Annotated in this window: 21 protein-coding genes; 15 read left to right on the forward strand and 6 right to left on the reverse strand. The window is 49.2% G+C overall.

All coding sequences use genetic code 11. From position 1 onward, the window contains the following. Positions 1–19: 19 nt before the first annotated feature. The 8 genes from LGZ99_RS18490 (at position 20) to LGZ99_RS18525 (ending at position 6,856) form a co-directional block, all read left to right on the forward strand. Positions 20–2,575 carry an outer membrane usher protein gene (locus LGZ99_RS18490; RefSeq protein ID WP_036841273.1) on the forward strand — a complete coding sequence of 852 codons (2,556 nt, stop codon included), beginning with the start codon at positions 20–22 and terminating at the stop codon, positions 2,573–2,575. Positions 2,576–2,680: 105 nt separating this feature from the next. Then, entirely contained in the window at positions 2,681–3,430 is a 750-nt protein-coding gene (locus LGZ99_RS18495; protein WP_036841275.1) for a fimbria/pilus periplasmic chaperone, read from the forward strand. Positions 3,431–3,454: 24 nt separating this feature from the next. Further along, positions 3,455–4,048, forward strand: coding sequence for a fimbrial protein (locus LGZ99_RS18500; RefSeq protein ID WP_262979420.1), 594 nt, complete (start codon positions 3,455–3,457; stop codon positions 4,046–4,048). After that, complete coding sequence (locus tag LGZ99_RS18505; protein ID WP_262979421.1) at positions 4,041–4,607, forward strand: fimbrial protein; 567 nt, start codon at positions 4,041–4,043, stop codon at positions 4,605–4,607. The genes LGZ99_RS18500 and LGZ99_RS18505 overlap by 8 nt, the downstream gene beginning before the upstream one ends. A gap of 13 nt (positions 4,608–4,620) precedes the next feature. After that, positions 4,621–5,112, forward strand: coding sequence for a fimbrial protein (locus LGZ99_RS18510; protein WP_023045983.1), 492 nt, complete (start codon positions 4,621–4,623; stop codon positions 5,110–5,112). Positions 5,113–5,123: 11 nt separating this feature from the next. After that, entirely contained in the window at positions 5,124–5,669 is a 546-nt protein-coding gene (locus tag LGZ99_RS18515; RefSeq protein ID WP_262979422.1) for a fimbrial protein, read from the forward strand. Positions 5,670–5,705: 36 nt separating this feature from the next. Further along, positions 5,706–6,521 (forward strand): MrpH family fimbial adhesin, encoded by an 816-nt coding sequence (locus LGZ99_RS18520; RefSeq protein WP_262979423.1) that lies wholly within the window; start codon positions 5,706–5,708, stop codon positions 6,519–6,521. 29 nt (positions 6,522–6,550) lie between these two features. Next, the gene (locus LGZ99_RS18525) at positions 6,551–6,856 is read left to right on the forward strand and encodes a helix-turn-helix domain-containing protein (RefSeq protein WP_031281449.1); all 306 of its coding nucleotides are present in this window, start codon (positions 6,551–6,553) and stop codon (positions 6,854–6,856) included. Positions 6,857–7,162: 306 nt separating this feature from the next. On the opposite strand, the gene LGZ99_RS18530 is transcribed toward LGZ99_RS18525, so the two are convergent. The 4 genes from LGZ99_RS18530 to LGZ99_RS18545 are packed head-to-tail and all read right to left on the reverse strand — an operon-like array spanning position 7,163 to position 9,613. Continuing rightward, positions 7,163–7,639 carry a DoxX family protein gene (locus tag LGZ99_RS18530; protein WP_021323224.1) on the reverse strand — a complete coding sequence of 159 codons (477 nt, stop codon included), beginning with the start codon at positions 7,637–7,639 and terminating at the stop codon, positions 7,163–7,165. Between the two features lies 1 nt (position 7,640). Beyond that, positions 7,641–8,390: an HvfC/BufC N-terminal domain-containing protein gene (locus LGZ99_RS18535; RefSeq protein WP_036841281.1), complete on the reverse strand. Its 750-nt coding sequence runs from the start codon at positions 8,388–8,390 to the stop codon at positions 7,641–7,643. Continuing rightward, on the reverse strand, positions 8,359–9,282 hold the full coding sequence (gene bufB / locus LGZ99_RS18540) for an MNIO family bufferin maturase (RefSeq protein ID WP_036841283.1): 924 nt from the start codon (positions 9,280–9,282) through the stop codon (positions 8,359–8,361). The genes LGZ99_RS18535 and bufB overlap by 32 nt, the downstream gene beginning before the upstream one ends. 37 nt (positions 9,283–9,319) lie before the next feature. After that, the gene (locus LGZ99_RS18545) at positions 9,320–9,613 is read right to left on the reverse strand and encodes a BufA1 family periplasmic bufferin-type metallophore (protein ID WP_036841284.1); all 294 of its coding nucleotides are present in this window, start codon (positions 9,611–9,613) and stop codon (positions 9,320–9,322) included. A gap of 802 nt (positions 9,614–10,415) precedes the next feature. On the opposite strand from LGZ99_RS18545, the gene LGZ99_RS18550 reads away from it, so the two are divergent. The 7 genes from LGZ99_RS18550 to LGZ99_RS18580 all read left to right on the forward strand — a co-directional run bounded on the left by LGZ99_RS18550 (position 10,416) and on the right by LGZ99_RS18580 (position 17,950). Next, complete coding sequence (locus tag LGZ99_RS18550; protein ID WP_036841286.1) at positions 10,416–10,976, forward strand: fimbrial protein; 561 nt, start codon at positions 10,416–10,418, stop codon at positions 10,974–10,976. 101 nt (positions 10,977–11,077) lie between these two features. After that, complete coding sequence (locus tag LGZ99_RS18555; RefSeq protein WP_051769752.1) at positions 11,078–11,794, forward strand: fimbrial biogenesis chaperone; 717 nt, start codon at positions 11,078–11,080, stop codon at positions 11,792–11,794. After that, complete coding sequence (locus tag LGZ99_RS18560) at positions 11,794–12,366, forward strand: fimbrial protein (RefSeq protein WP_036841288.1); 573 nt, start codon at positions 11,794–11,796, stop codon at positions 12,364–12,366. Before LGZ99_RS18555 ends, LGZ99_RS18560 begins: the two co-directional genes overlap by 1 nt. A 102-nt stretch (positions 12,367–12,468) precedes the next feature. Further along, on the forward strand, positions 12,469–13,134 hold the full coding sequence (locus LGZ99_RS18565) for a fimbrial biogenesis chaperone (protein ID WP_235184817.1): 666 nt from the start codon (positions 12,469–12,471) through the stop codon (positions 13,132–13,134). Between the two features lie 38 nt (positions 13,135–13,172). Further along, positions 13,173–13,979 (forward strand): fimbrial biogenesis chaperone, encoded by an 807-nt coding sequence (locus tag LGZ99_RS18570; RefSeq protein WP_051769755.1) that lies wholly within the window; start codon positions 13,173–13,175, stop codon positions 13,977–13,979. A gap of 82 nt (positions 13,980–14,061) precedes the next feature. Beyond that, positions 14,062–16,704, forward strand: coding sequence for a fimbria/pilus outer membrane usher protein (locus tag LGZ99_RS18575; RefSeq protein WP_036841291.1), 2,643 nt, complete (start codon positions 14,062–14,064; stop codon positions 16,702–16,704). Between the two features lie 91 nt (positions 16,705–16,795). Next, positions 16,796–17,950, forward strand: a complete 1,155-nt coding sequence (locus tag LGZ99_RS18580; protein ID WP_036841293.1) for a hypothetical protein — start codon at positions 16,796–16,798, stop codon at positions 17,948–17,950. A gap of 118 nt (positions 17,951–18,068) precedes the next feature. Here LGZ99_RS18580 and LGZ99_RS18585 read toward each other — a convergent pair whose 3' ends face one another. Both LGZ99_RS18585 and LGZ99_RS18590 read right to left on the reverse strand, forming a co-directional pair. Beyond that, positions 18,069–18,497 (reverse strand): NUDIX domain-containing protein, encoded by a 429-nt coding sequence (locus tag LGZ99_RS18585; RefSeq protein ID WP_262979424.1) that lies wholly within the window; start codon positions 18,495–18,497, stop codon positions 18,069–18,071. A gap of 17 nt (positions 18,498–18,514) precedes the next feature. After that, positions 18,515–19,466 (reverse strand): adenylosuccinate synthetase (locus tag LGZ99_RS18590; RefSeq protein ID WP_262979425.1); only part of this gene is annotated, 952 nt, incomplete at its 5' end.

Here is a 19,466-nt window from a genome sequence, read left to right on the forward strand (position 1 = left end):
TCATCGATCAGGGAATGTTATGGCTTTGTTTTTTGGTTTGACCGCTGAACATGACAGGGTGGTCCCGGTTCGGTGTGTCCTGAAACCTTTTACTGTTTTGGTACTGCTTGCCTTGGTTGGTACTCATGTTGCGTATGCGGAAGAAGAAATTGAATTTAATACCGACGTATTGGATGTTCAGGATCGTTCGCGGATTGATTTAAAAGAGTTTTCCCGTGCTGGTTATATTATGCCGGGGGATTACCAGATGATGATACGCCTGAATAAAAGCGAGCTGTCTGAGATGCCGGTGACTTTTATGGCGCCACCGGATGATCCGAAGGGCAGTGTGGCCTGTCTGCCGCCTGATATGGTGAAGCAGTTGGGACTGCGGGCGGAATGGGAATCAAAGATTAGCTGGTGGAACAATAATCAGTGTCTGGAAATTAAAACGCTGCCAGGAATGATGGTGCGCGGCGATTTGGGCAGCGATACGTTATATCTGAGTGTGCCGCAAGCTTATCTTGAATACAGCTCATCAGATTGGGACCCGCCATCACGTTGGGATGAAGGGATTTTGGGAATGATGTTTGATTATAACGTCAACGCTCAGGTATCTAAGCCGACGAAGGGAAATGAGAATCATAATATCAGCGCCAACGGCACAACCGGAATAAACTTTGGGGCATGGCGTTTACGGGCAGATTGGCAGTCACAATATAACCACACCACTGGCCGGGCAGGGAGTACAGAGAGAAACTGGGATTGGAGCCGTTACTACATGTACCGGGCGATACCGCATTGGCAGGCCAAACTGACACTGGGTGAGGATTATCTCAATTCAGGTATTTTTGACAGCTTTCGTTTTACCGGGGCGAGTCTGGTGACGGATGACAATATGTTGCCGCCAAACCTGCGTGGTTATGCGCCGGAGGTGACTGGCGTGGCGAAAACCAATGCCAGAGTGACCATCCGTCAGCAGGGCCGGGTGTTATATGAGACCCAGGTTGCACCCGGCCCATTCCGTATTCAGGACATCAATGATGCGGTCAGCGGCAAACTGGATGTACGGGTAGAAGAACAGGATGGTGGTATACAGGAATTTCAGGTCGATACAGCGAGCATTCCTTACCTGACCCGTCCGGGCCGGGTGCAGTACAAACTGGCGGCAGGTAAGCCGACCAATTGGAAGCACCACAGTGAGGGGAATGGTTTTGGGCTGGGGGAATTTTCCTGGGGGATAAACAACGGTTGGTCACTGTATGGCGGGCTATTGGGAGCCGGAGATTATAACGCGCTGTCGTTGGGGGTAGGGCGTGATCTGATGGCTTTCGGCGCGTTGTCGTTTGATGTGACAGAATCCCGTGCCCGCTTACCGGATGAAGGTAAAACTTTGACCGGCGGCTCCTATCGTCTCAGTTATTCCAAGCGTTTTGAGGAATATGACAGTCAGGTGACGTTTGCAGGTTATCGCTTCTCGGAACGTGACTTCATGAGCATGAGCCAGTATTTGGATCGCCGTTATCACGACGGGGATGCGGAGAGCAGTAAAGAACTTTATACCATTATGTTGAATAAACAGTTCACGGATTTAGGGATCAGTACTTATCTGAACTACAGCCACCAGACTTACTGGAACCAGTCGAACAATGATCGCTACAACATATCGGTATCACGCTATTTCGCTATCGGAACCATTAAGAACATTAACCTGAACCTGTCGGCTTATCGTAATAAATATGAAGGTAAGAATGACGATGGCATGTATCTGACGTTATCCCTGCCGTGGGGGAATTCAGGAACGATCAGTTATAACGCAATGGTCAACCGCAAAGGTAATTCCAATACGGTAGGTTATTACGACCGGATTAATGAAAACAGCAGCTATCGTTTAGCGGCGGGTACCAGTATTGACGGCAAAGCAGCGGCTAACGGCTATTTAACACATTACGGTGATCTTGCCCAACTGACGACAAGCGCGAGTTATCAGGATGGGCGTTATACCTCGGCAGCGCTTGCTGTCCAGGGTGGAATGACTATCACGCCAGAAGGTGCGGCGCTGCATCGCATCAATACACCGGGTACGACGCGTTTGATGGTGGATACCGATGGTGTAGGGAGTGTCCCGGTGAAAGGCTTCGGTGCGATTACCCATACCAATATGTTCGGTAAGGCGGTGATCTCTGATGTAAACAACTATTACCGCAACAGTGCGAGTATTGATTTGAATAAGCTGCCGGACAATGTGGAGGCAATACGGTCGGTACAACAAGCGACGCTGACGGAAGGGGCGATTGGTTACCGTAAATTTCAGGTGATATCCGGTGAGAAAGCGATGAGCATGATCCGTTTATCGGACGGGAATACACCTCCGTTTGGGGCCACCGTATTGAATAAGGATAAACGGGAGATCGGCATCGTCAATGATGGTGGGAATACCTACCTGAGCGGGATAAATCCGGGGGAAAAACTGGATGTACGCTGGGATGGGGAGTTGCAATGTGTAATTGAACTGCCGCATGAATTACCCATAGTTGAAGAGATGGCCTCGTTATTACTGCCCTGCCAGTTGGTCAACGGTAATAAACAGCCATAGTTTCAACTGACAGGCAGCGTGAAAACCTTGTTGCTGTCACCGGAGCTTATCGCGGTGACCCGTAATGACGCTGAAATGACATATTCTGAGAATGAGTAATTGAGCATGAAATTGAAGAAAACAATGAATGCAGTAACGATCGCCGCCCTGAGTTTATCAGTGGTCAGTGAGTCAATGGCGGCCATTGCACTGGATCGTACCCGGATAGTGTTTAATGGTGAGGATAAATCCACCAGTATGGATATCAGCAACCAGAACAAAGAGTTGCCGTATCTGGCTCAAGGCTGGATAGAAGATGAGCAGGGTAACAAAATCAATGGTCCGTTAGTGGTGACGCCGCCGGTGCAGCGAGTGGAGCCGGGAGCGAAGAGCCAGGTGAAAATACAGTCACTGCCGGCAATAGCACAGCTGCCACAGGATCGGGAAAGCCTATTCTATTTTAATTTGCGTGAAATTCCGCCGCGCAGCAAGAAACCGAACACATTGCAAATTGCGCTGCAAACCCGGATAAAGCTGTTCTATCGGCCGAAGGCGATTTTTGCCAGCCGCACTGATCTGGATAACCCGTGGCAGGAGAAGATGACGCTGACACGTCAGGGGGATCAATATCAGGTAAACAACCCGACTCCGTATTACATCACCGTGGTGGATGCGTCGAATCAGCTTAAAGGGAAGAGCGTGGCGGATTTTAAGCCGTTGATGGTGGCGCCAAAAAGCAGTGCGGTGCTGAGTGGGAGTGCGGGGGCTTTGGGAAGCGCGCCGGTACTGACCTATATCAATGATTTTGGTGGCCGGCCGCAACTGACGTTTAGCTGTGCAGGAAACCAGTGTCAGGTGGCTGAACGTTCGTCGTGACGGGCGAAGCCGCGAGGAGCGACGATGAATATAAAACGGGCCGGTCGCGCACTGGCACTGGCGATCTTACTGATACCGGTGACGGTGAGTCAGGCGGTGGAGAGCCGGATTATGGATATAGATGGTAACCACGGTGAACTGCATGTGTTTGGTATGTTAACTGAGGCGGCGTGCCGTCTGGATATGACTTCTGAGTGGCAGGAAGTGAGTCTGGGGACGACGCCGAACAGTGATTTACGCTGGCCGGGTGATAAAAGCACATCGATACCGTTCACCCTGAAATTCCGCGACTGTTTGCGGACCAAAGGGGCGGTGCGTGATACCCGGACAGGCAATCTGACGTGGGGTAACTTGCAGCCGGTGGTGACCGTCAGTTTTGTGGCTGCGGCGGATCAGGATTATCCCCATCTGGTACGGGTGGCAGGTATCACTGGGTTGGGGTTACAGATCACAGATTCCGCTAACAATGATATCCGGTTGGGAGAACGGGGACGCCCGCATTTTATGGCAGCGGGGCAGGATAGTCTGGCGTATTACGTGACGCCGGTGCGAACGTTGGGAGCATTGGGGATCGGGCATTACTGGGCCGTGGTGGATTTTAGGGTGAATTATGACTAAGCCTCTGCGAATAAAAAAGCCGTACTGCGGGCGAAAAAAATTGATTGTATTACTGCTGGGTTGTTTGCTGAGTGCCGGTGCTCAGGCTGATTTACCGACAAAAAGGGTAAACGTCGCAGCAACGCCGTTTAATAGCCTCTCGGGTAAAACGCCGGTCAATATATATGGTGTCGTTATCGCGCCTCCGCCTTGTGTGATTAATAATGGTAATACTATTGATGTGGATTTTGGTGAAGTGATGATTACCCGTATCGATGGGGTTAATTACATGAAGCCAGTTAAATACACGGTGAAATGTGAAAAAATGCCGGTCAATGCGATGAAGATGATGATATCGGGTAACACCGCCAGTTTTGACCGGGCAGTGTTACAAACCAATCATACCGGGCTGGGTATTGCGGTTATTCATAACGGACAGAAATTGCCCGTCAATGACTGGATGAAATTTACCTACCCGGATTTTCCTGAGTTACATGCGGTGCCGGTAAAAAATATGACTGCGGTATTGAAAGGCGGTGGTTTTGGCGCAGCTGCCACGATGATGGTTGAATACCAATGAACAGGAGACACTGATGAAGAATTTGATTTATCGTGCTTTCTGGACGGTTTGCCTGGGATTGATCAGCGTGATGCCGGGGCAAGCGGCAGATAATATGTGGTTTCATGGCACACTGCTTGAACCGCCTCCTTGCGTCATTAATGACGGTAATATGATTGACATCTATTTTGGTCATAACATTGGAATACATAAGGTGGATGGGGTGAATTATACCCAGCCAGTAAATTATCAATTGGTGTGTGCACCTAATGTTTCAGGCTGGAGTTTAGGATTGACGGTGATTGGCCCACAGACTTCATTTGATGCTGCTGCTTTGAAAACGAATATCACCCATTTAGGTATTCGTCTAACTTTGGATGGTAAAGCATTCACCCTTAACAAGCGTATTCCGGTGACGTCACAGAAACTGCCGGTGATACAGGCCGTGCCAGTGAAAAAGCCGGGAAGCACGTTACCGGAAGGGATATTTGAAGTGACGGCGACATTACTGGCGGAATACCAGTGAAAGGAAAGCGAATGAATTATTTCAAGTTATTCGTGTTGCGCGTTGGTTTTATGATTGTTGCTACTGCGGTTTATTGCAATCAGGTAGTACAGGCTGCGGATAATATGCGTTTTTACGGCGCATTGGTTGAAGAACCCTGCACGATTAAACCGGGTGATGAAGATATCCGGCTTGATTTGGGCACGATTGCTGAAAAGTATTTGTATCTGCATGGCCGGACCAATAATGAGCCTTTTCAGCTCCGGCTGTCTGGCTGTGATATGAGTATGGGGAAATCTATCAAACTGACATTCAGTGGGGTAGAAAACAGACAATTGCCGGGTTTATTAGCATTAAGCGCGGGTAGTCAGGCTTCTGGAATTGCCATTGGTATCGAAACGGCTGAAGGCAAACGGTTACCGTTAAATAAAGACGGAGATGCCTATCCGCTAAAAGAGGGCGAAAACGTGATTATCCTGAAAGCGTATGTGCAGGCTGAACCAACGGCGCTGGCTAACCAGACGATTAAACGGGGCGCGTTTCATGCTATTGCGACATTTAATCTCAACTATGACTAATCGAATAGTTTTGGTTTTATTTTATTAGGTAAGTAAATGAAAAAATTATTCTCTGCTTGTCTGGTATTTTTATCGCTGTTCTCATCAGGTGCTGCGGCATCAATATTTTCATATATCACTAAATCCGAGGGTGTTCCTACAAATGCCTATTATACTTTTGTAATTGAACGTTGGGACCAGGAAAACGATTTTACGCCAAATCCTTGTTATGGTTATTCTGCATGTTGGATATCGGTTAACCATCGCCATTTTGCTGATGGTTATTCAGGGCAGCCCTATAGGATATTTAATACTCGCGTGGAAAGATTTAAGACAATGAAACAAGTTCAGGCGGAGATATTGAAATATACCAGTTTTCCGATCACCGGAGTTGCAAAACATTTTGGTCCTGCTATTCGGTCTCATCAGGAATGTGTCGGGCTATTTTACGAAACCGATCAAAATGGCTTTCATGGAAGATTGTTGCCTGGATCTTTATGTGGCGTTGCACCACCGCCGATAGGCTTTTGTCAGGTCAGTGAAGGCTCAGTTGAGCTTGATTACGGTAGTATTGATGAGGCAGAACTAGAAAATGCAACCAAAACAGGAAATATCAATGTGACCTGCAATGTAGATATAAAGATTATCGTGATAGCGACAGGCCTTAATGGGGAATTTGTACCTTTGAGAAATGATGGTAGCTTGAAAGCTAAACTGCTATTAAATGATAGAAGAGGTGAAGACGGCGTTTCTGTGTTTGTACCGGCTGGAGGAAATGTACCCATTACAGTGAAATCAATTTTACAAAAAAATGGCAGAGTAGAGGCAGGGCCTTTCTCAGGATCAGGGACAATAATTTTGGCGATGCCATAAAAAGGTGTTTTTTTAATTTAAAGGCTGGGATGAAAATGAAACAAGATCATCTATTAGTAGGGAAGCGTATTCAAAAAAGAAGGAAAGAGTTGGGCATGACCGCCGTAAAATTGGCGGAAAAAATAGGTATTAGTCAGCAACAACTCTCACGTTATGAGAGAGGGATAAACCGCATTAATTTATCTCATCTAGTGCAGATTGCTTCAATATTGGAAACACCGATAAACTGGTTTTTCCTTGATTGTTGTTATCCTGCAACCAATAACAGCATCAATAAATTAACAGACCAATATATCCCTATTGCGGAGGCCACATTGGGTAAATTTGGATGTTAACTGATCTCGACTCCAATCGGGGGATCTATAAACCAGTTGATGACTGAATTTCGTGACCGACGGAACGGTCACTTTTATGATGTCTCTGTCAGCAATGTTATTACCACAAATCAAAGAGTCCATTCTTGTCCATATCACCTTTTGAAGAAGATGATTGCTCAAAGCGAACCCGATATTGCATTTGCGAATGTGCGACGGGTGCCGAAAATTCAGACAACAGTTTGCCGACCTGCGCGCACTATCACTTCCGCATTCACTCGTGGCGAAAACGAGAATCAACATAAGGAATAACGCAGGGCGGGGAAATCAGGTGCGATAGCGGTAAATCAGGCGATCAAGCGAAAACCTTCCACCGCCATACGTCACCAAATACAACTGAGCCGTCAGCCAGGTAGCGTGGATAGGCCAGGCATCCGGATAAACAAATATCTGAATCACCAGCGTCATCACCATTAATGCCAGCGCGGAGAAGCGTGTTGCCAATCCGACAATCAGCAACAGCGGAAACACGTGTTCTGCGGTCACGGCCATGACCGCAGCCACATCGTGCGGTAGCAGCGGAAGCTGGTACTCGTTGGCAAAGAGCGACACGGCGCTGTCGGTAGTGCGCGGGATCCCCAGTTGCCAGGGCGTGTCCCCCAGAATATCAATGTTTAATCCCATCACTTTGCTTTGGCCCGACAGCCAGAATGTTGCGGCAAGGCCAATACGCGCCAGAAGGGGGATAATACTTTCCTGCGCAATGTGTTGCCCCTTTAATGCTAACATTTTGAGTAATGCCATTTTAGCGCTCCGTGTTGCTGTATAGAGAAAGGATCAGCCCGTAGTGCTGCATGCGTTGTAAAATCGATTGAGGCTCAAAAGTTGCCTCCTCCCCGGCGGCAATCTCCAGGGCTTCGGCAAGACACCGACCGGACTGGAGCATGGCAACAAACTGCACCTCCGCACGGCTGAGCAACATTATTCGCACGTCGTCGTCAACGCGGCACAGCAGCATATGTTCCGGCTGGAATGGGTCCAGCACCATCTCGTTTTCATTTTGTTGGTGTGCGGCCCACAGGCTGAAGACAGCATAATCTGAACTGAAAAGCCGTACCGAGGGATGGAGCGCCACCAGCAACTGTGCGGGATCGCCACTAGGGGCTGCTTCTGCCGTCTGTACGGCAGGGTCCGCTGCGTGCAGCGATTCAATAAACAACATTTCCAGCCGAGTAAGATCACTCAGCCAGGGCCAATCTGCCAACGGCTGAAACGTCGCAATCCAGTCCGGCAATTGCGCGCCATAGCCGGCCAAAACAGGAGAAGAAGGCGGTTGTTGACGTATAAACTCCCCTGCCATCGCACGGAAAAAGCACTCTCCGAGCTGGGCGAGAAGGACGGGGCAGTTTTCGGCCAGTGCGTCAATCAGCGACGCGATGACATTATTACGATAAACCGCAAAACGTACCGCCGGATCGCTGCCATTCCAGGCTATCAGCCCCTTTGGTACCGTGAGGTTGGGGTCAAGAAGCGCCTGATACAGCTGTTGTTGCATTTTTCGTGCTCTCCGTAATGTAATGTTGGGCATGGCTGGCTTCGTTTAACAACACGTCTAATGGTGGAATATTGCTGTCCCATTCGATCAGGGTGGCGATCGGCCCCGTTTCACGCAGAGTCTTGTTATAGAGATCCCAGACAGGCCCGGTCACATGACTGTCATGTGAATCAATCAGCAGCCGGTCGTTTGCCCCATCGCGGCTTTCCGTATAGCCCGCCAGATGAATTTCGCCGACACGGTGAAGTGGCAGCTCGAATAGCATCTGCCTTGGGCAGCGATTATGGTTGACGCCACTGATATAGAGATTGTTCACATCCAGCAGTAGTCCGCATCCGGTGCGGCGTATCACCTCGGAGATAAAGTCAGTCTCGCTCATGGTTGAGGCACTGAACTCGACGTAGGTGGACGGGTTTTCCAACAGAATGGGGCGACGCAGTGCATTCTGTACCTGATCGACATGTTCGCAGACCCGTGTCAGCGTGACGTCGGTGTAAGGCAGCGGCAGCAGATCATTGAGAAAGAGATCGTTGTGCGTTGACCAGGCAAGGTGCTCAGAAAAAACGGCCGGCTGGTAGCGTTCAACCAGCGCGGCAACACGTTGTAAATGGGGCTGATTCAGAGGATTTTCGCCTCCGATGGACAGGCCTACACCATGAATGGAGAGCGGATAATCCTGGCGAATGGCGGTCAGTGCCTGATGAAACGGACCACCCGCCACCAGATAATTTTCCGCGTGAATTTCAAAAAAACCGATGTCGGGTTTATCGCGCAGGATAACGCGAAAATGCTCCGGCTTTAACCCGATCCCGGCTCTGGCCGGGAACTTGTTTAATATGAGGCAGTCAGGAGCTTCACGAGAGACGCGGTGTGAGGGCAAGGAAATTGTCATCGTATAAGCTCCTGTGTGATGCCTGAATTACCCTTTTTTACTTAACTTTAAACGCGTCCAGTTGACCAAAACCGGTCGAGGAGGTTGGAGACTTTATTTTTACACAGGAACCCGCGGGTACCATTTTCCAGGCATTGCCCTGATAATCCGTTTTGGAGGTACCAGCACAGGTAGTGCCTGCACCGGCTTTACAGTCGTTTTTCCCTTTCAGAGAAACGCCATAGCATTTCTCCGTTTTGCTGCCGGAATCCGCCATTGCTGAAGAACTTGCCGTAATCAGTGCGCTGCCTAAAGCCAAGGCCAGTAATGCTTTTGTCGTTTGCTTAGTCATGGAACGTTCCTTTTACTTATGTGGAAGGTGAATTACTACTTCGCTGAAACAAGCATTTGTTTCACTCAACTAGTCGCACTGCACAGCAATTTGTTACAGCAGACATGAGAAAAAATGATTTTTTATAATTGACTGATTTTTAATGACTTATTTTTGTTTTTGTGAATCAAATATCAATTCGTACAAAAAACAGGCTTGAGCTAGGATAATTTCCGCTTTCTAAGCGCACCCTTAAATGTAAGGAAAGTGTTACTTAAAGTAGTGGAGTAACCTTCAATAACATCAGTTTCTGATCTGGGGTAAAAACCGAACATTAGAGTTATTTTTGTTCAGTTATCGTCAACTGCCGGGGCAGTATATGGAAAAGTTCATAACTTAAAAGATGTTTTTTGTATTTTTTTGTAAAAAACCACGTATTTTTTTGATTTCAAAAAGAAATTATTTCTTATCTTACTAATATCCCCCGATGTTGAAAAGTTGTTTTTTTGAGCGATTTAATATTCGTTTTCCCACCCTGCTCAGCTATACCCGCTTATTAGGCGTCGTCTCCTCAGTTTTAGGTCCTCTTTTCAGTTGAGAGCTAATAACCAGTTGTCTCAAAAAGAGAACAAATAGCCACTCAATATTTCCCGCTCAGAAATAGATATGTTATCGACGGTTTAACCAAAATTCAGAAGTTAATCAGCAAACAAAAATAACTCAAATAACAAGTAAAACGCACCTCGTTAGCGATCTGATTGTTTAACTTGTCGTGATGTTGTTTTAGGCAAAGTGTATCGAATAGATAAAAGGAATAGATGAAATGAAAAAACAAATTTTGAAAACCTGTGCGATAGCGGCACTGTGTCTGGGCGGGATGTCGCAGGCTATGGCGGAGGAAGTTAGTGCTGGTACCCTGACGGTGAGTTCTTCAGTGACTGCGGAGACTTGTAAGTTTGCAGCAATAGAGCCTGTTAGTCTCGCCGCTTTGGTGTCTGATTTTACTGGGAAGGCAGATGGCTCAATCTTAACTAACACTCAAAGATTCGTCACGATTGGAACGGAAAAATGCCCTCTGTGGAGTTCCGCGAAAAGCGCTAAATTGACGGTTGCCGGCACCGCAGCAGGACCAGGAGCCAGTTTCTTTCAGCTTCTTAACTCCACGGGCAATACTGCAATCTCCGACCATGCAGTTGGCCTGACGATAAATGATAAGCTCGTGCAACCAGGAGTAGCAATTAACCTAAAAGATCCCCAATACAGCCCCGCAGTAGCCGGTGATAATGCCATTACGCTTAAGGTAGGACTGGCTAAGATTGGTCCGGCGGCGGTAAAAGCAGCAGACTCCAAAGCGAACCTGACCGTGAAAATAGCGTATGACTAATTCAACGCCGCTAAGCGTTAGAAACATATAGCCGTGGAATTGGATAGGGAAGTCCAATTCTTACTTACACAATACCAAACCAGACATTTTCAGGTGAGTCAGTGAAAAGATTGATTACAGCAATGATAGTGACCGGTCTGTTAGGTTGGCCGGCCACTTCCGCGCAGGCGGAGGGGGTGGGGATCAATACTACCCGCATTATCTATCCAGCGGATAGCCACGCGACAACCGCCTCAGTGAGCAATACCAGTAAAGAGGCGGTCTATTTGATACAGGCGACCGTCAGTTCTACTTCTGAGGGAGATAAAAACGCCCCATTTCTGGTGACGCCGCCCCTGTTTCGTATGGAACCCGACAGCCAAAATCAGGTGCGCATCATCAAAACTGGCCCATCGCTGCCTGCTGATCGGGAATCCCTGTTCTGGTTTACGGCGAAGGCCATTCCGTTAAGCTCTGAATCCGATAATCGCTCCCGGCGGAATGTCTCCGGCGGAATACAGTTTGCTATCGCCAACACGATTAAGCTGATGTATCGCCCGTCAGGGCTGTCGGTTTCGCCGGAGCAAGGATTTGGTTCACTGCGCTTCAAACCGACTGCCGCGGGAATAATGGTCACCAATCCGTCACCTTATTACATCACCTTAACCTCTCTAAAAGTGGGTGGACAGGAGCTGATGACGCAGCAGGAAGCGAACATGGTTTCCCCGTTCTCTGACCTCTCTTTACTACTTAAAGGAGGGCGTTATCCAGCCAAAGTAAGCTGGACGGTGATTAATGACCTCGGCGGAGAATCCACCTATCAGGGGGAGATACCGTAATGCGAAAACCGTGGACTCTTATCAGACAGACAACACTGGCTGGCCTGCTCTGTACCGCCCCTCTGCCTGGGGGAACAAGCCCAAACACGGCAGAACTGACATTGGCGCTGACGCTGGAACAGCCAACCTGTGAGCTCAATATGCAGACATCCCATGTCGAGTTTTCATCCGTACCTCTCACTGAGGTGCGGCACAGCACGCAACATATTGATGCGGCGGGCAGCAAGCCCATTACGTTGGCGTTGTCAGGCTGTGCGGGATCAGCCAGAGCGGGCCGTATCCCGGCCATTAAAATAGCCGGCACCACGCCAGAAAGCCACCCGACGCTATTTCGGGATAAAGCTTCCACGGTGGCGGGAAATGTGGGATTTGGCCTGCGCTATCAATTGCCGGGAGGCGGGTTGGGGAACTACCTGAAAAATGGCGATTATGTGAATTTGGCGCCACCGGGTAATGCTACCAAAGACAGTCAAATTACCTTCCTGATGGATATGCGGCATGAGTCCGGCACGGCGGTACCGACTCCCGGTGAACTGACCGCGCACATTCAATTTCAATTTGACTATCACTGAGCACTGCTCAGGTAACAGGTTTCAGGAGGCGTGGTGAAAACAGTTTGGGTACGCCCAGCGCGGTACCGGTTGGTGCCATTGGTGTTCTGGCTAGGGTTAGGGATGACCGGCACAGAATCCTGTCAAGCAGCCGGTATCAGCCTGAATAAAACTCGCGTCATTTTTACCCAAGGGGAGCGAGCACAAACGCTGACAGTGGTCAATACCACACCTCAGGCGTGGCTGGTGCAGGTAAAGATAATGAAAGATCAGGAGAAAACCACTCCGGCGTTTGTGGTGACGCCGCCGTTGTTCAGGTTGGAGGCCAATAGTCAAAATAGCCTGCGTATTTTGCCGACTTTTAATCAGCCCCCCTTTCCGGTGGACCGGGAATCGCTCGGGTATGTGCAGATAAACGCCCTCCCCGCAACTCAGCGGGTGACGGATGAGCCTGTTCGGGAGCAAGCATCGATGAGCGTGAGGATGCGGATCAAGTTTTTCTGGCGACCGCGTAGCCTGTCTCTGTTGCCGGAAGAGGCGTATGGACAGCTTCGCTTTCAGTCGCAACCCGAAGGCATCAAGGCGTGCAATCCCACCCCGTATTTCCTGTCGCTGGACAGTCTCACGCTGGACGGGCAAACGCTCGATCTAAACCGCTATCCTTCAATGATAACGCCGCAGGATTGTGTGACCTATGCCGGGCTGGTGGGTAAAAAATCGGTGAGCTGGTCGATGATTAATGATTACGGCGGGGCTTCAAAAATATTTACGGCCAGAGTGGCGCGTTAAATCTGCCATTGTTTTCTACTTTTCTACGGAGTTGGAGAATGAAGAGAGTCAGTAACCAGCATGGGCGAACATACTGGGGGTTAATGCTTTACTCCCTCGGTTTCTCCCTGCTGTTAGGGAATATATTCAAGGCGCAAGCGGCTGATAATCAAGGGTTATCGTTCTCTCCAATGCAACTGTCTTATGTGGCAAAAGATAGCCCGGGAGGCGTGACACTCAACATGACTAATTACACGGCACAGAACTATCTGGTACAGGGATTTGTCAGCCCGATGGATCCGGACACGGGTCGCTTTGACAGCCAAGCAGGGCAAGTTCCCCCTTTTGTCGTCCTGCCGCCGTTAAAGCGGGTCGAGGCTGGCGAGGCGTTTTCGTTCCGTATTCGCCAGCTTGGGGGGCAATTACCGCAGGATCGGGAATCGGCCTTTGTGGTCTCGCTGCGAGCTATCCCGGGAGTTGCCGTACCGGATACCGCGAATGCACCGGCATTAGGCCTCCAGACAGACAAAGCGTCGCAGGTGCAGGTTGCCTTACAGATGAATATTCGGCTGTTTTATCGTCCTCAAGGAGTGCCTGCCCGGGATAACGCCACGGTGGCCAAACAGGTGAAATTTTCCCTTCTGGGAACACAGCTGCGGGTGGAAAATCCCACGCCCTATTTTCTGACCTTTTCTGTCCTGAAAGTAGGCACCCAACAGGCAGATGATCACATACGTCAGGCGATGGTGCCCCCGAAAGGCATACAAACCTATGCGTTTCAAACCTATTCGTTTACCGCCGGGATACCGGGGCCATTGGTCTGGCGTTTTCCCGGCGACAGTCAGGATCGCCATGTTCCGTTATAACCCACCCTCATCTGCGGGCGATGACCGGCAAAGTGACCTCAAGATTAACAGCATAGGTTTAAGTTAGAAGCAGAGATAGGCTATGGCAATAAATATTTTATTTTCGTCTGCGCGGCTGGCGGGCAGCCAACATGCGCCCGGTCAGCCGCGCAGTTTCCGGCTCCGTCCTGTATATGTATGTCTGCTATGTTCACTGACGGCAACAACCTTACCCATCTCCGCGCGGGAATACTTTAATCCCGCTTTCCTGATGGGGGCGACGGGGGAGCAGGAACATATCGATCTCTCGGCGTATGAAAACGCGGGGTATGTCGCACCGGGACACTATCTGGTGGATGTCTACATGAACCAGAATAAGGTGGATAACCGCGAGATTGAATTTAGATTGGTCAACGGCCATCTGCAACCGGTATTAACGGTTGCACAGCTCGAAGAATATGGGGTCAATATTCACGGGTTACCGGCTTTTCAGGGAAAAGCGAGCGATAGCCCCATCACGGATCTGACGGAACAGATCCTACACGCTCGCGCGATATTGGATTTCGCCCGTTTGCGTCTGGACCTCAGTGTTCCTCAGGCGGCTATGCAGCCCCATCATTCTGGGATGGTCGATCCGTTACTGTGGGATAACGGGCTCCCAGCCTTTTTGATGAACTACACCGTTAACGGTTCGGAAGGGCGTTATGACGGCCAGGAAACCGGCGGCGGATCACGCTCCCGTAATCTATTTGTCTCTTTTCGTAATGGGTTGAATCTGGGGCCATGGCGTCTACGCAGCACGCAAACTTACAGTTACAATCGCCAGCGCAACGAAGGGCCCTCCGGTTTTTCCCCCTCTACGCAGACTCAATGGCAGGTGAGTAATACCTATTTGCAACGTAATGTGCAGTCACTGCGCAGTGAGTTTACGGCCGGTGAAACGTATACCGGTGGCGATATTTTTGACAGTATCCCGTTGCGTGGCATGAAGTTGGTTTCTGAGGAGGCTATGTTGCCCGACAGTCAGCGCGGTTTTGCCCCGGAGATAACCGGTGTGGCGAGCTCCAATGCGCAGGTGACCGTATCCCAGAATGGCTATACCGTATATCAAACCACGGTGGCGCCGGGGCCATTTCGTTTCACCGACTTGTACACCATCGGGGACTCTGGCGACCTGACGGTCACGATCAAAGAGGAAGATGGCAGTACCCGTGTCTCCACCATCGCCTCTTCATCTGTTCCGATGATGCAGCGTCCCGGTGGCATTAAATATGAGTTGACGACCGGTCAATATCACGGTGGCAACCTCACCGATGGCAGCCGTTCCCCGATATTTGCTCTGGGCACTCTGGTCTATGGTTTGCCACACAATGTCACCTTGTACGGCGGGGGATTGGTCGCTGGCAACTACCAGTCGGGTGTATTAGGCTCGGGCGTGTCACTGGGGGCATTCGGCGCACTGTCCGCGGATGTGACGTTTGCTCGTGCCCAGTTGCAAGGGGCTAAAGGTCAAGAAAATAACCGGCAACAGGGCCAAGCTTATCGGGTGAAATATGCCAAACACTTGATCAGTACCGGCACCGGTATTGATCTGGCAGCCTATCGCTATTCCACTCAGCATTACTACAGTTTCAGTGATGTTAACAGCATAGGGTACAGCCTGAATGAATATCAGACCCCGTGGGCGCTTGACCGACGTCAAAGCACCTGGCAGGTAAACCTGCATCAAACGCTGGGACGTTGGGGCAATCTTTACGCTTCTGGGACGCGCAACAATTATTGGAATGGCCGTACCGACAACAATCTGAATTTAGGTTATAACGCGATGCTGATGGGGATCAGCTATAACCTGAGTTATAACATTTATCGCATGGAAGGGGCCGGCCACTGGTCGGAGAATCGCCAGATGTCATTCAATATGCAGGTCCCGCTTAGTCTCTTTGGTTCATCGTCTGCGTTACGGGGCGCTTACACCCGCTATACGGTCTCGCGCGACTCGCAGGGTAACCTCACTCAGCAGACCGGGATCAGTGGCATGTTATGGGATAACCGCTTGAATTATAACCTCCAGCAAGGTTGGGGGAACAAGGGCCAACAAAACAGCCGGGCCTTGTCTCTGAGTTATCAGGGCAGTCAGGGGAGCGTTAATCTGGGCTACAACGACAGCGCCAATAGCTATCACTTTACCTACGGAGCTTCCGGCGCCCTCCTAATCCATCCTTACGGCATGACGCTATCACGCTCACTGGGCGATGAAGCGGTATTGGTCCGAGCGCCCGGGGCGAAAGGGGTGACGGTCGGTGACGGCAACGTGCAGACCGACTGGCGTGGCTACGCCGTACTGCCGGGCGGATCGGTCTACCACAAAAACACCATCAATCTGGATCCGTCCACCCTGCCGGAAGGGGTCGATATTGACCAGACCAGCAAGAACGTTTATCCGACCAGAGGAGCAGTGACGTTGGCAAATTATCAGGTTCGCTCAGGCAGTCAGTTACTGTTGACTTTGACACATCATGGCAAGCCCGTGCCTTTTGGCGCCACCGCGACGTTGGAAGAGAATGCTATTCAGGCCGGCGACGGGATTGTGGGTGATAACGGCCGGGTTTATCTAAGCGGCATGCCCCCTGCTGGTCGCGTGAAAGTCAAATGGGGAAACGGGGCAACGCAACAATGCACCACCCGTTATCAGGTGTCATCCGATACACCCGGGCAACTGGTGCAGGCAAATGCGGTGTGTCTATAAGCGTTACCCTCATGTGGACACCGCCAAAAGTGAGGTTATCTCGGCGGTTCAAAGTAAGCGATTTGAACAGATAAGTAATTTGGAGAGAAGAATGTTAAACACTGAATGTTTGTGGCGCGGTAATGTAGAAAACCCCGCCCCAACCCTCACGGGACTGGTGGTGTCGCTACTCTTTTTATTGACCGCGTTGCCACTCCAGGCGGCAGAGACTTATCAGGACTGTGAGATTGAACTGGTGCAGATGGTTCGCAATGTCACCGGTTATGCAATGGTGCCAAACAACAAAGATAAGCGTGATTACTCACGTGACAAGATAGTGGGTTATACCACCAGTGGCCCCCTTGACTGGTCAACAACCTGTCGCGTCCCCACCGGGACGCAGTTTATGGCCTACACAGTGGGATCGGGAACGAGCCCATTGATCTCTTCGTCGTCACCGAATAGTGTCCGGGTAGGAAGGGGTGGCGACTTTATGGTTGATATCGGGCAATCTTCACTCTCTTGCCAAACGCATGGTTCATCCAGTACCTATCAATCAGCCAGTCTGACCAAGGGGAATGCCAGTGTTAGCATTCCCTGCGTTCCAGATGTCAACGGCTTGGTTGATGTCAGTGTCCGCACCGTGACCGGGGCGATTTACCCGGACAGTGACGGCAATTTCAATGCGAAGGCAGGAGGCAGCCCCCTGTCAATTGGTGCGATCGGCTGGACTCCCACAGCCATATCGGGTTTTAACGGGAGGCTGAAACCACTGTGGACTACAGTTATCCTCTCACCGGTCAAAAAGCCGTCCACTTGTGCGGTTGTCCTGACGCCCTCATCGGTGGATTGGGGAACAGTGAAAAGAGCCGGTAAACAGGTGGGAGACCCACTGGCGTCGGCCAGACCGATAGGGATAAGCAGCACCTGTTCCGGCGATGATGCTGTATTCCAAAATTCACGTCTGCTCTATCGGATCGATGGGCCGTCTGTCCCGGGTAAACCGAATGCATTAACTTCCTCAATAGAGGACGTCGCCTTCGTGTTCTCCGATCCCGCCAATAAACCCTTATCACTCAGTACCGGGCACCGAGGTACTGGGGAGGACGCAAGATACGTTAAGCTCGGGGACGATAGTTATACCGCTTCAACGCAACTGTCTGTTGTACCGATTCTGTTGAAGACTGACGGCGCCGGAGGGCAAGCCAGAGCCGTTGCGGTCATTTCCGTGTGGTCGGATATTAATTTTGTCGAACCGTTTGCTTGATTGTTGCAGCGCCGGAAGGCGCTGCTGTTTTCTGCTTCAAAGAAGCACCTATTTCAAGCACAGATGCTTCTGTGTTTATTAGAACATTGTTAATTAGATACAATTTGCTATACCGCATCTAACCCCGCATTTCTGTTATTTCAATTTCTTTATCGAAACGTAAATGCTCATCGGCAGCCATCGGAATTAACCAACGTAAGTTATAGATAACATTATCGGGTAATGTATTTGTGTCATAGATATTGACGATCTCTTTTTCAATAGATTTTGCAGAATAAACTTGATCGTCACACATATAGAGAAAATTTACCCGATAAACATCAGGGCGAGTTAAGACGGTAAATAATCGCCATTCTTCAGGGCGTGTTTCAATTCCTGCTTCTTCAGCGAATTCTCTTGCCATTGCCTGTTGGGGGTTTTCACCTGCCTCTATTTTACCACCAATCCCGTTAAGTTTCCCTGCTTGCCAACTGGGTTGTAGTTTTGAGATTAAAGAGACATGTTTTTTATCTTTAGAAAACATAAATCCAGTTACATAATGAATCATTATCTTTCCCGCTCTTATTATTGAATGACTAATGTCTGATTTCTATCTGGTCCATATGAGATATACTTGATAGGAACTCCAGCATAGTCTTGAATAAAAGACAAGAAGTTAATCAATTCGGTGGGAAGCTCTGTCAAGTATGTATATGATCCGTTAAGCTCTCCCCAGCATTTAAAGGTTTTATAGATAGGTTTTGCTCTGTCTAACTGTAATAATGCGTTATCACAACTCACGATTTCATTGTCAATTTCATAGGCAATAGCCGCTTTTATTTCGTGTAAGCCAGCAAGAACATCAACATTCGTGATTGCCAGTTCTGTGACCCCATTGAGTTTTACCGCATGTTTAATCAGAGATAAATCCAACCAGCCACAACGTCTTGGTCTTTTTGAAACGGTACCATATTCGTTTCCACGCTCCCGAATATAGTCAGCTTTCTCGTCGGATAACTCGGTGGGGAATGGTCCGTTGCCTACGCGAATCATATAGGATTTCATCACACCGACAATATGTATTTTCTGCGCCGGGATACCTATCATAGCAAAGCAAGTTTGAACTAATGTCTGATATGCTACGGTATAAGGATAAGTACCAAAGCTATTATCTAAGAAAGTGGCTTGTGATGTTTCAAGTAAAACATCTTCTCCAGAATTCAGTAAATCACCAATGACTTCATTAGTGAATGTGAAATAAGGTTCTATTCTCTTGCCATATTGATGCGTTTTCTCTAGCATCTCTTCAAAATCTAATGTGGCTTCTTCATTAAAAACATGATTAATCTGTTTTTCTCTGATACCCCAAAGAAACTCTAATTTTGTTCTTAATTTCTCTTTATCTAAGGTATCAATAAGCCGGATACCATGACGATTAGATTTATCTTCAACGCAGGCACCAACGCCTACACCAACCGAGCCTATTTTATTTTTACCCTTATATTTCTCTGATGCTTTATTTAGCTCGGCATGTAAT

The organism is Photorhabdus temperata (assembly GCF_025384845.1).
Classification (GTDB): domain Bacteria; phylum Pseudomonadota; class Gammaproteobacteria; order Enterobacterales; family Enterobacteriaceae; genus Photorhabdus; species Photorhabdus temperata.

What these genes read in the sequence shown, in the direction of transcription:
- LGZ99_RS18570 (WP_051769755.1), top strand. Translation starts at nt 13,173, where the DNA reads ATGAAGAGAGTCAGTAACCAGCATGGGCGAACATACTGGGGGTTAATG.
- LGZ99_RS18585 (WP_262979424.1), bottom strand. Translation starts at nt 18,497, where the DNA reads ATGATTCATTATGTAACTGGATTTATGTTTTCTAAAGATAAAAAACAT.
- LGZ99_RS18560 (WP_036841288.1), top strand. Translation starts at nt 11,794, where the DNA reads ATGCGAAAACCGTGGACTCTTATCAGACAGACAACACTGGCTGGCCTG.
- LGZ99_RS18520 (WP_262979423.1), top strand. Translation starts at nt 5,706, where the DNA reads ATGAAAAAATTATTCTCTGCTTGTCTGGTATTTTTATCGCTGTTCTCA.
- LGZ99_RS18580 (WP_036841293.1), top strand. Translation starts at nt 16,796, where the DNA reads ATGTTAAACACTGAATGTTTGTGGCGCGGTAATGTAGAAAACCCCGCC.
- LGZ99_RS18530 (WP_021323224.1), bottom strand. Translation starts at nt 7,639, where the DNA reads ATGGCATTACTCAAAATGTTAGCATTAAAGGGGCAACACATTGCGCAG.
- LGZ99_RS18545 (WP_036841284.1), bottom strand. Translation starts at nt 9,613, where the DNA reads ATGACTAAGCAAACGACAAAAGCATTACTGGCCTTGGCTTTAGGCAGC.
- LGZ99_RS18495 (WP_036841275.1), top strand. Translation starts at nt 2,681, where the DNA reads ATGAAATTGAAGAAAACAATGAATGCAGTAACGATCGCCGCCCTGAGT.
- LGZ99_RS18490 (WP_036841273.1), top strand. Translation starts at nt 20, where the DNA reads ATGGCTTTGTTTTTTGGTTTGACCGCTGAACATGACAGGGTGGTCCCG.
- LGZ99_RS18550 (WP_036841286.1), top strand. Translation starts at nt 10,416, where the DNA reads ATGAAAAAACAAATTTTGAAAACCTGTGCGATAGCGGCACTGTGTCTG.
- LGZ99_RS18525 (WP_031281449.1), top strand. Translation starts at nt 6,551, where the DNA reads ATGAAAATGAAACAAGATCATCTATTAGTAGGGAAGCGTATTCAAAAA.
- LGZ99_RS18510 (WP_023045983.1), top strand. Translation starts at nt 4,621, where the DNA reads ATGAAGAATTTGATTTATCGTGCTTTCTGGACGGTTTGCCTGGGATTG.
- LGZ99_RS18505 (WP_262979421.1), top strand. Translation starts at nt 4,041, where the DNA reads ATGACTAAGCCTCTGCGAATAAAAAAGCCGTACTGCGGGCGAAAAAAA.
- LGZ99_RS18500 (WP_262979420.1), top strand. Translation starts at nt 3,455, where the DNA reads ATGAATATAAAACGGGCCGGTCGCGCACTGGCACTGGCGATCTTACTG.
- LGZ99_RS18535 (WP_036841281.1), bottom strand. Translation starts at nt 8,390, where the DNA reads ATGCAACAACAGCTGTATCAGGCGCTTCTTGACCCCAACCTCACGGTA.
- bufB (WP_036841283.1), bottom strand. Translation starts at nt 9,282, where the DNA reads ATGACAATTTCCTTGCCCTCACACCGCGTCTCTCGTGAAGCTCCTGAC.
- LGZ99_RS18575 (WP_036841291.1), top strand. Translation starts at nt 14,062, where the DNA reads ATGGCAATAAATATTTTATTTTCGTCTGCGCGGCTGGCGGGCAGCCAA.
- LGZ99_RS18515 (WP_262979422.1), top strand. Translation starts at nt 5,124, where the DNA reads ATGAATTATTTCAAGTTATTCGTGTTGCGCGTTGGTTTTATGATTGTT.
- LGZ99_RS18565 (WP_235184817.1), top strand. Translation starts at nt 12,469, where the DNA reads ATGACCGGCACAGAATCCTGTCAAGCAGCCGGTATCAGCCTGAATAAA.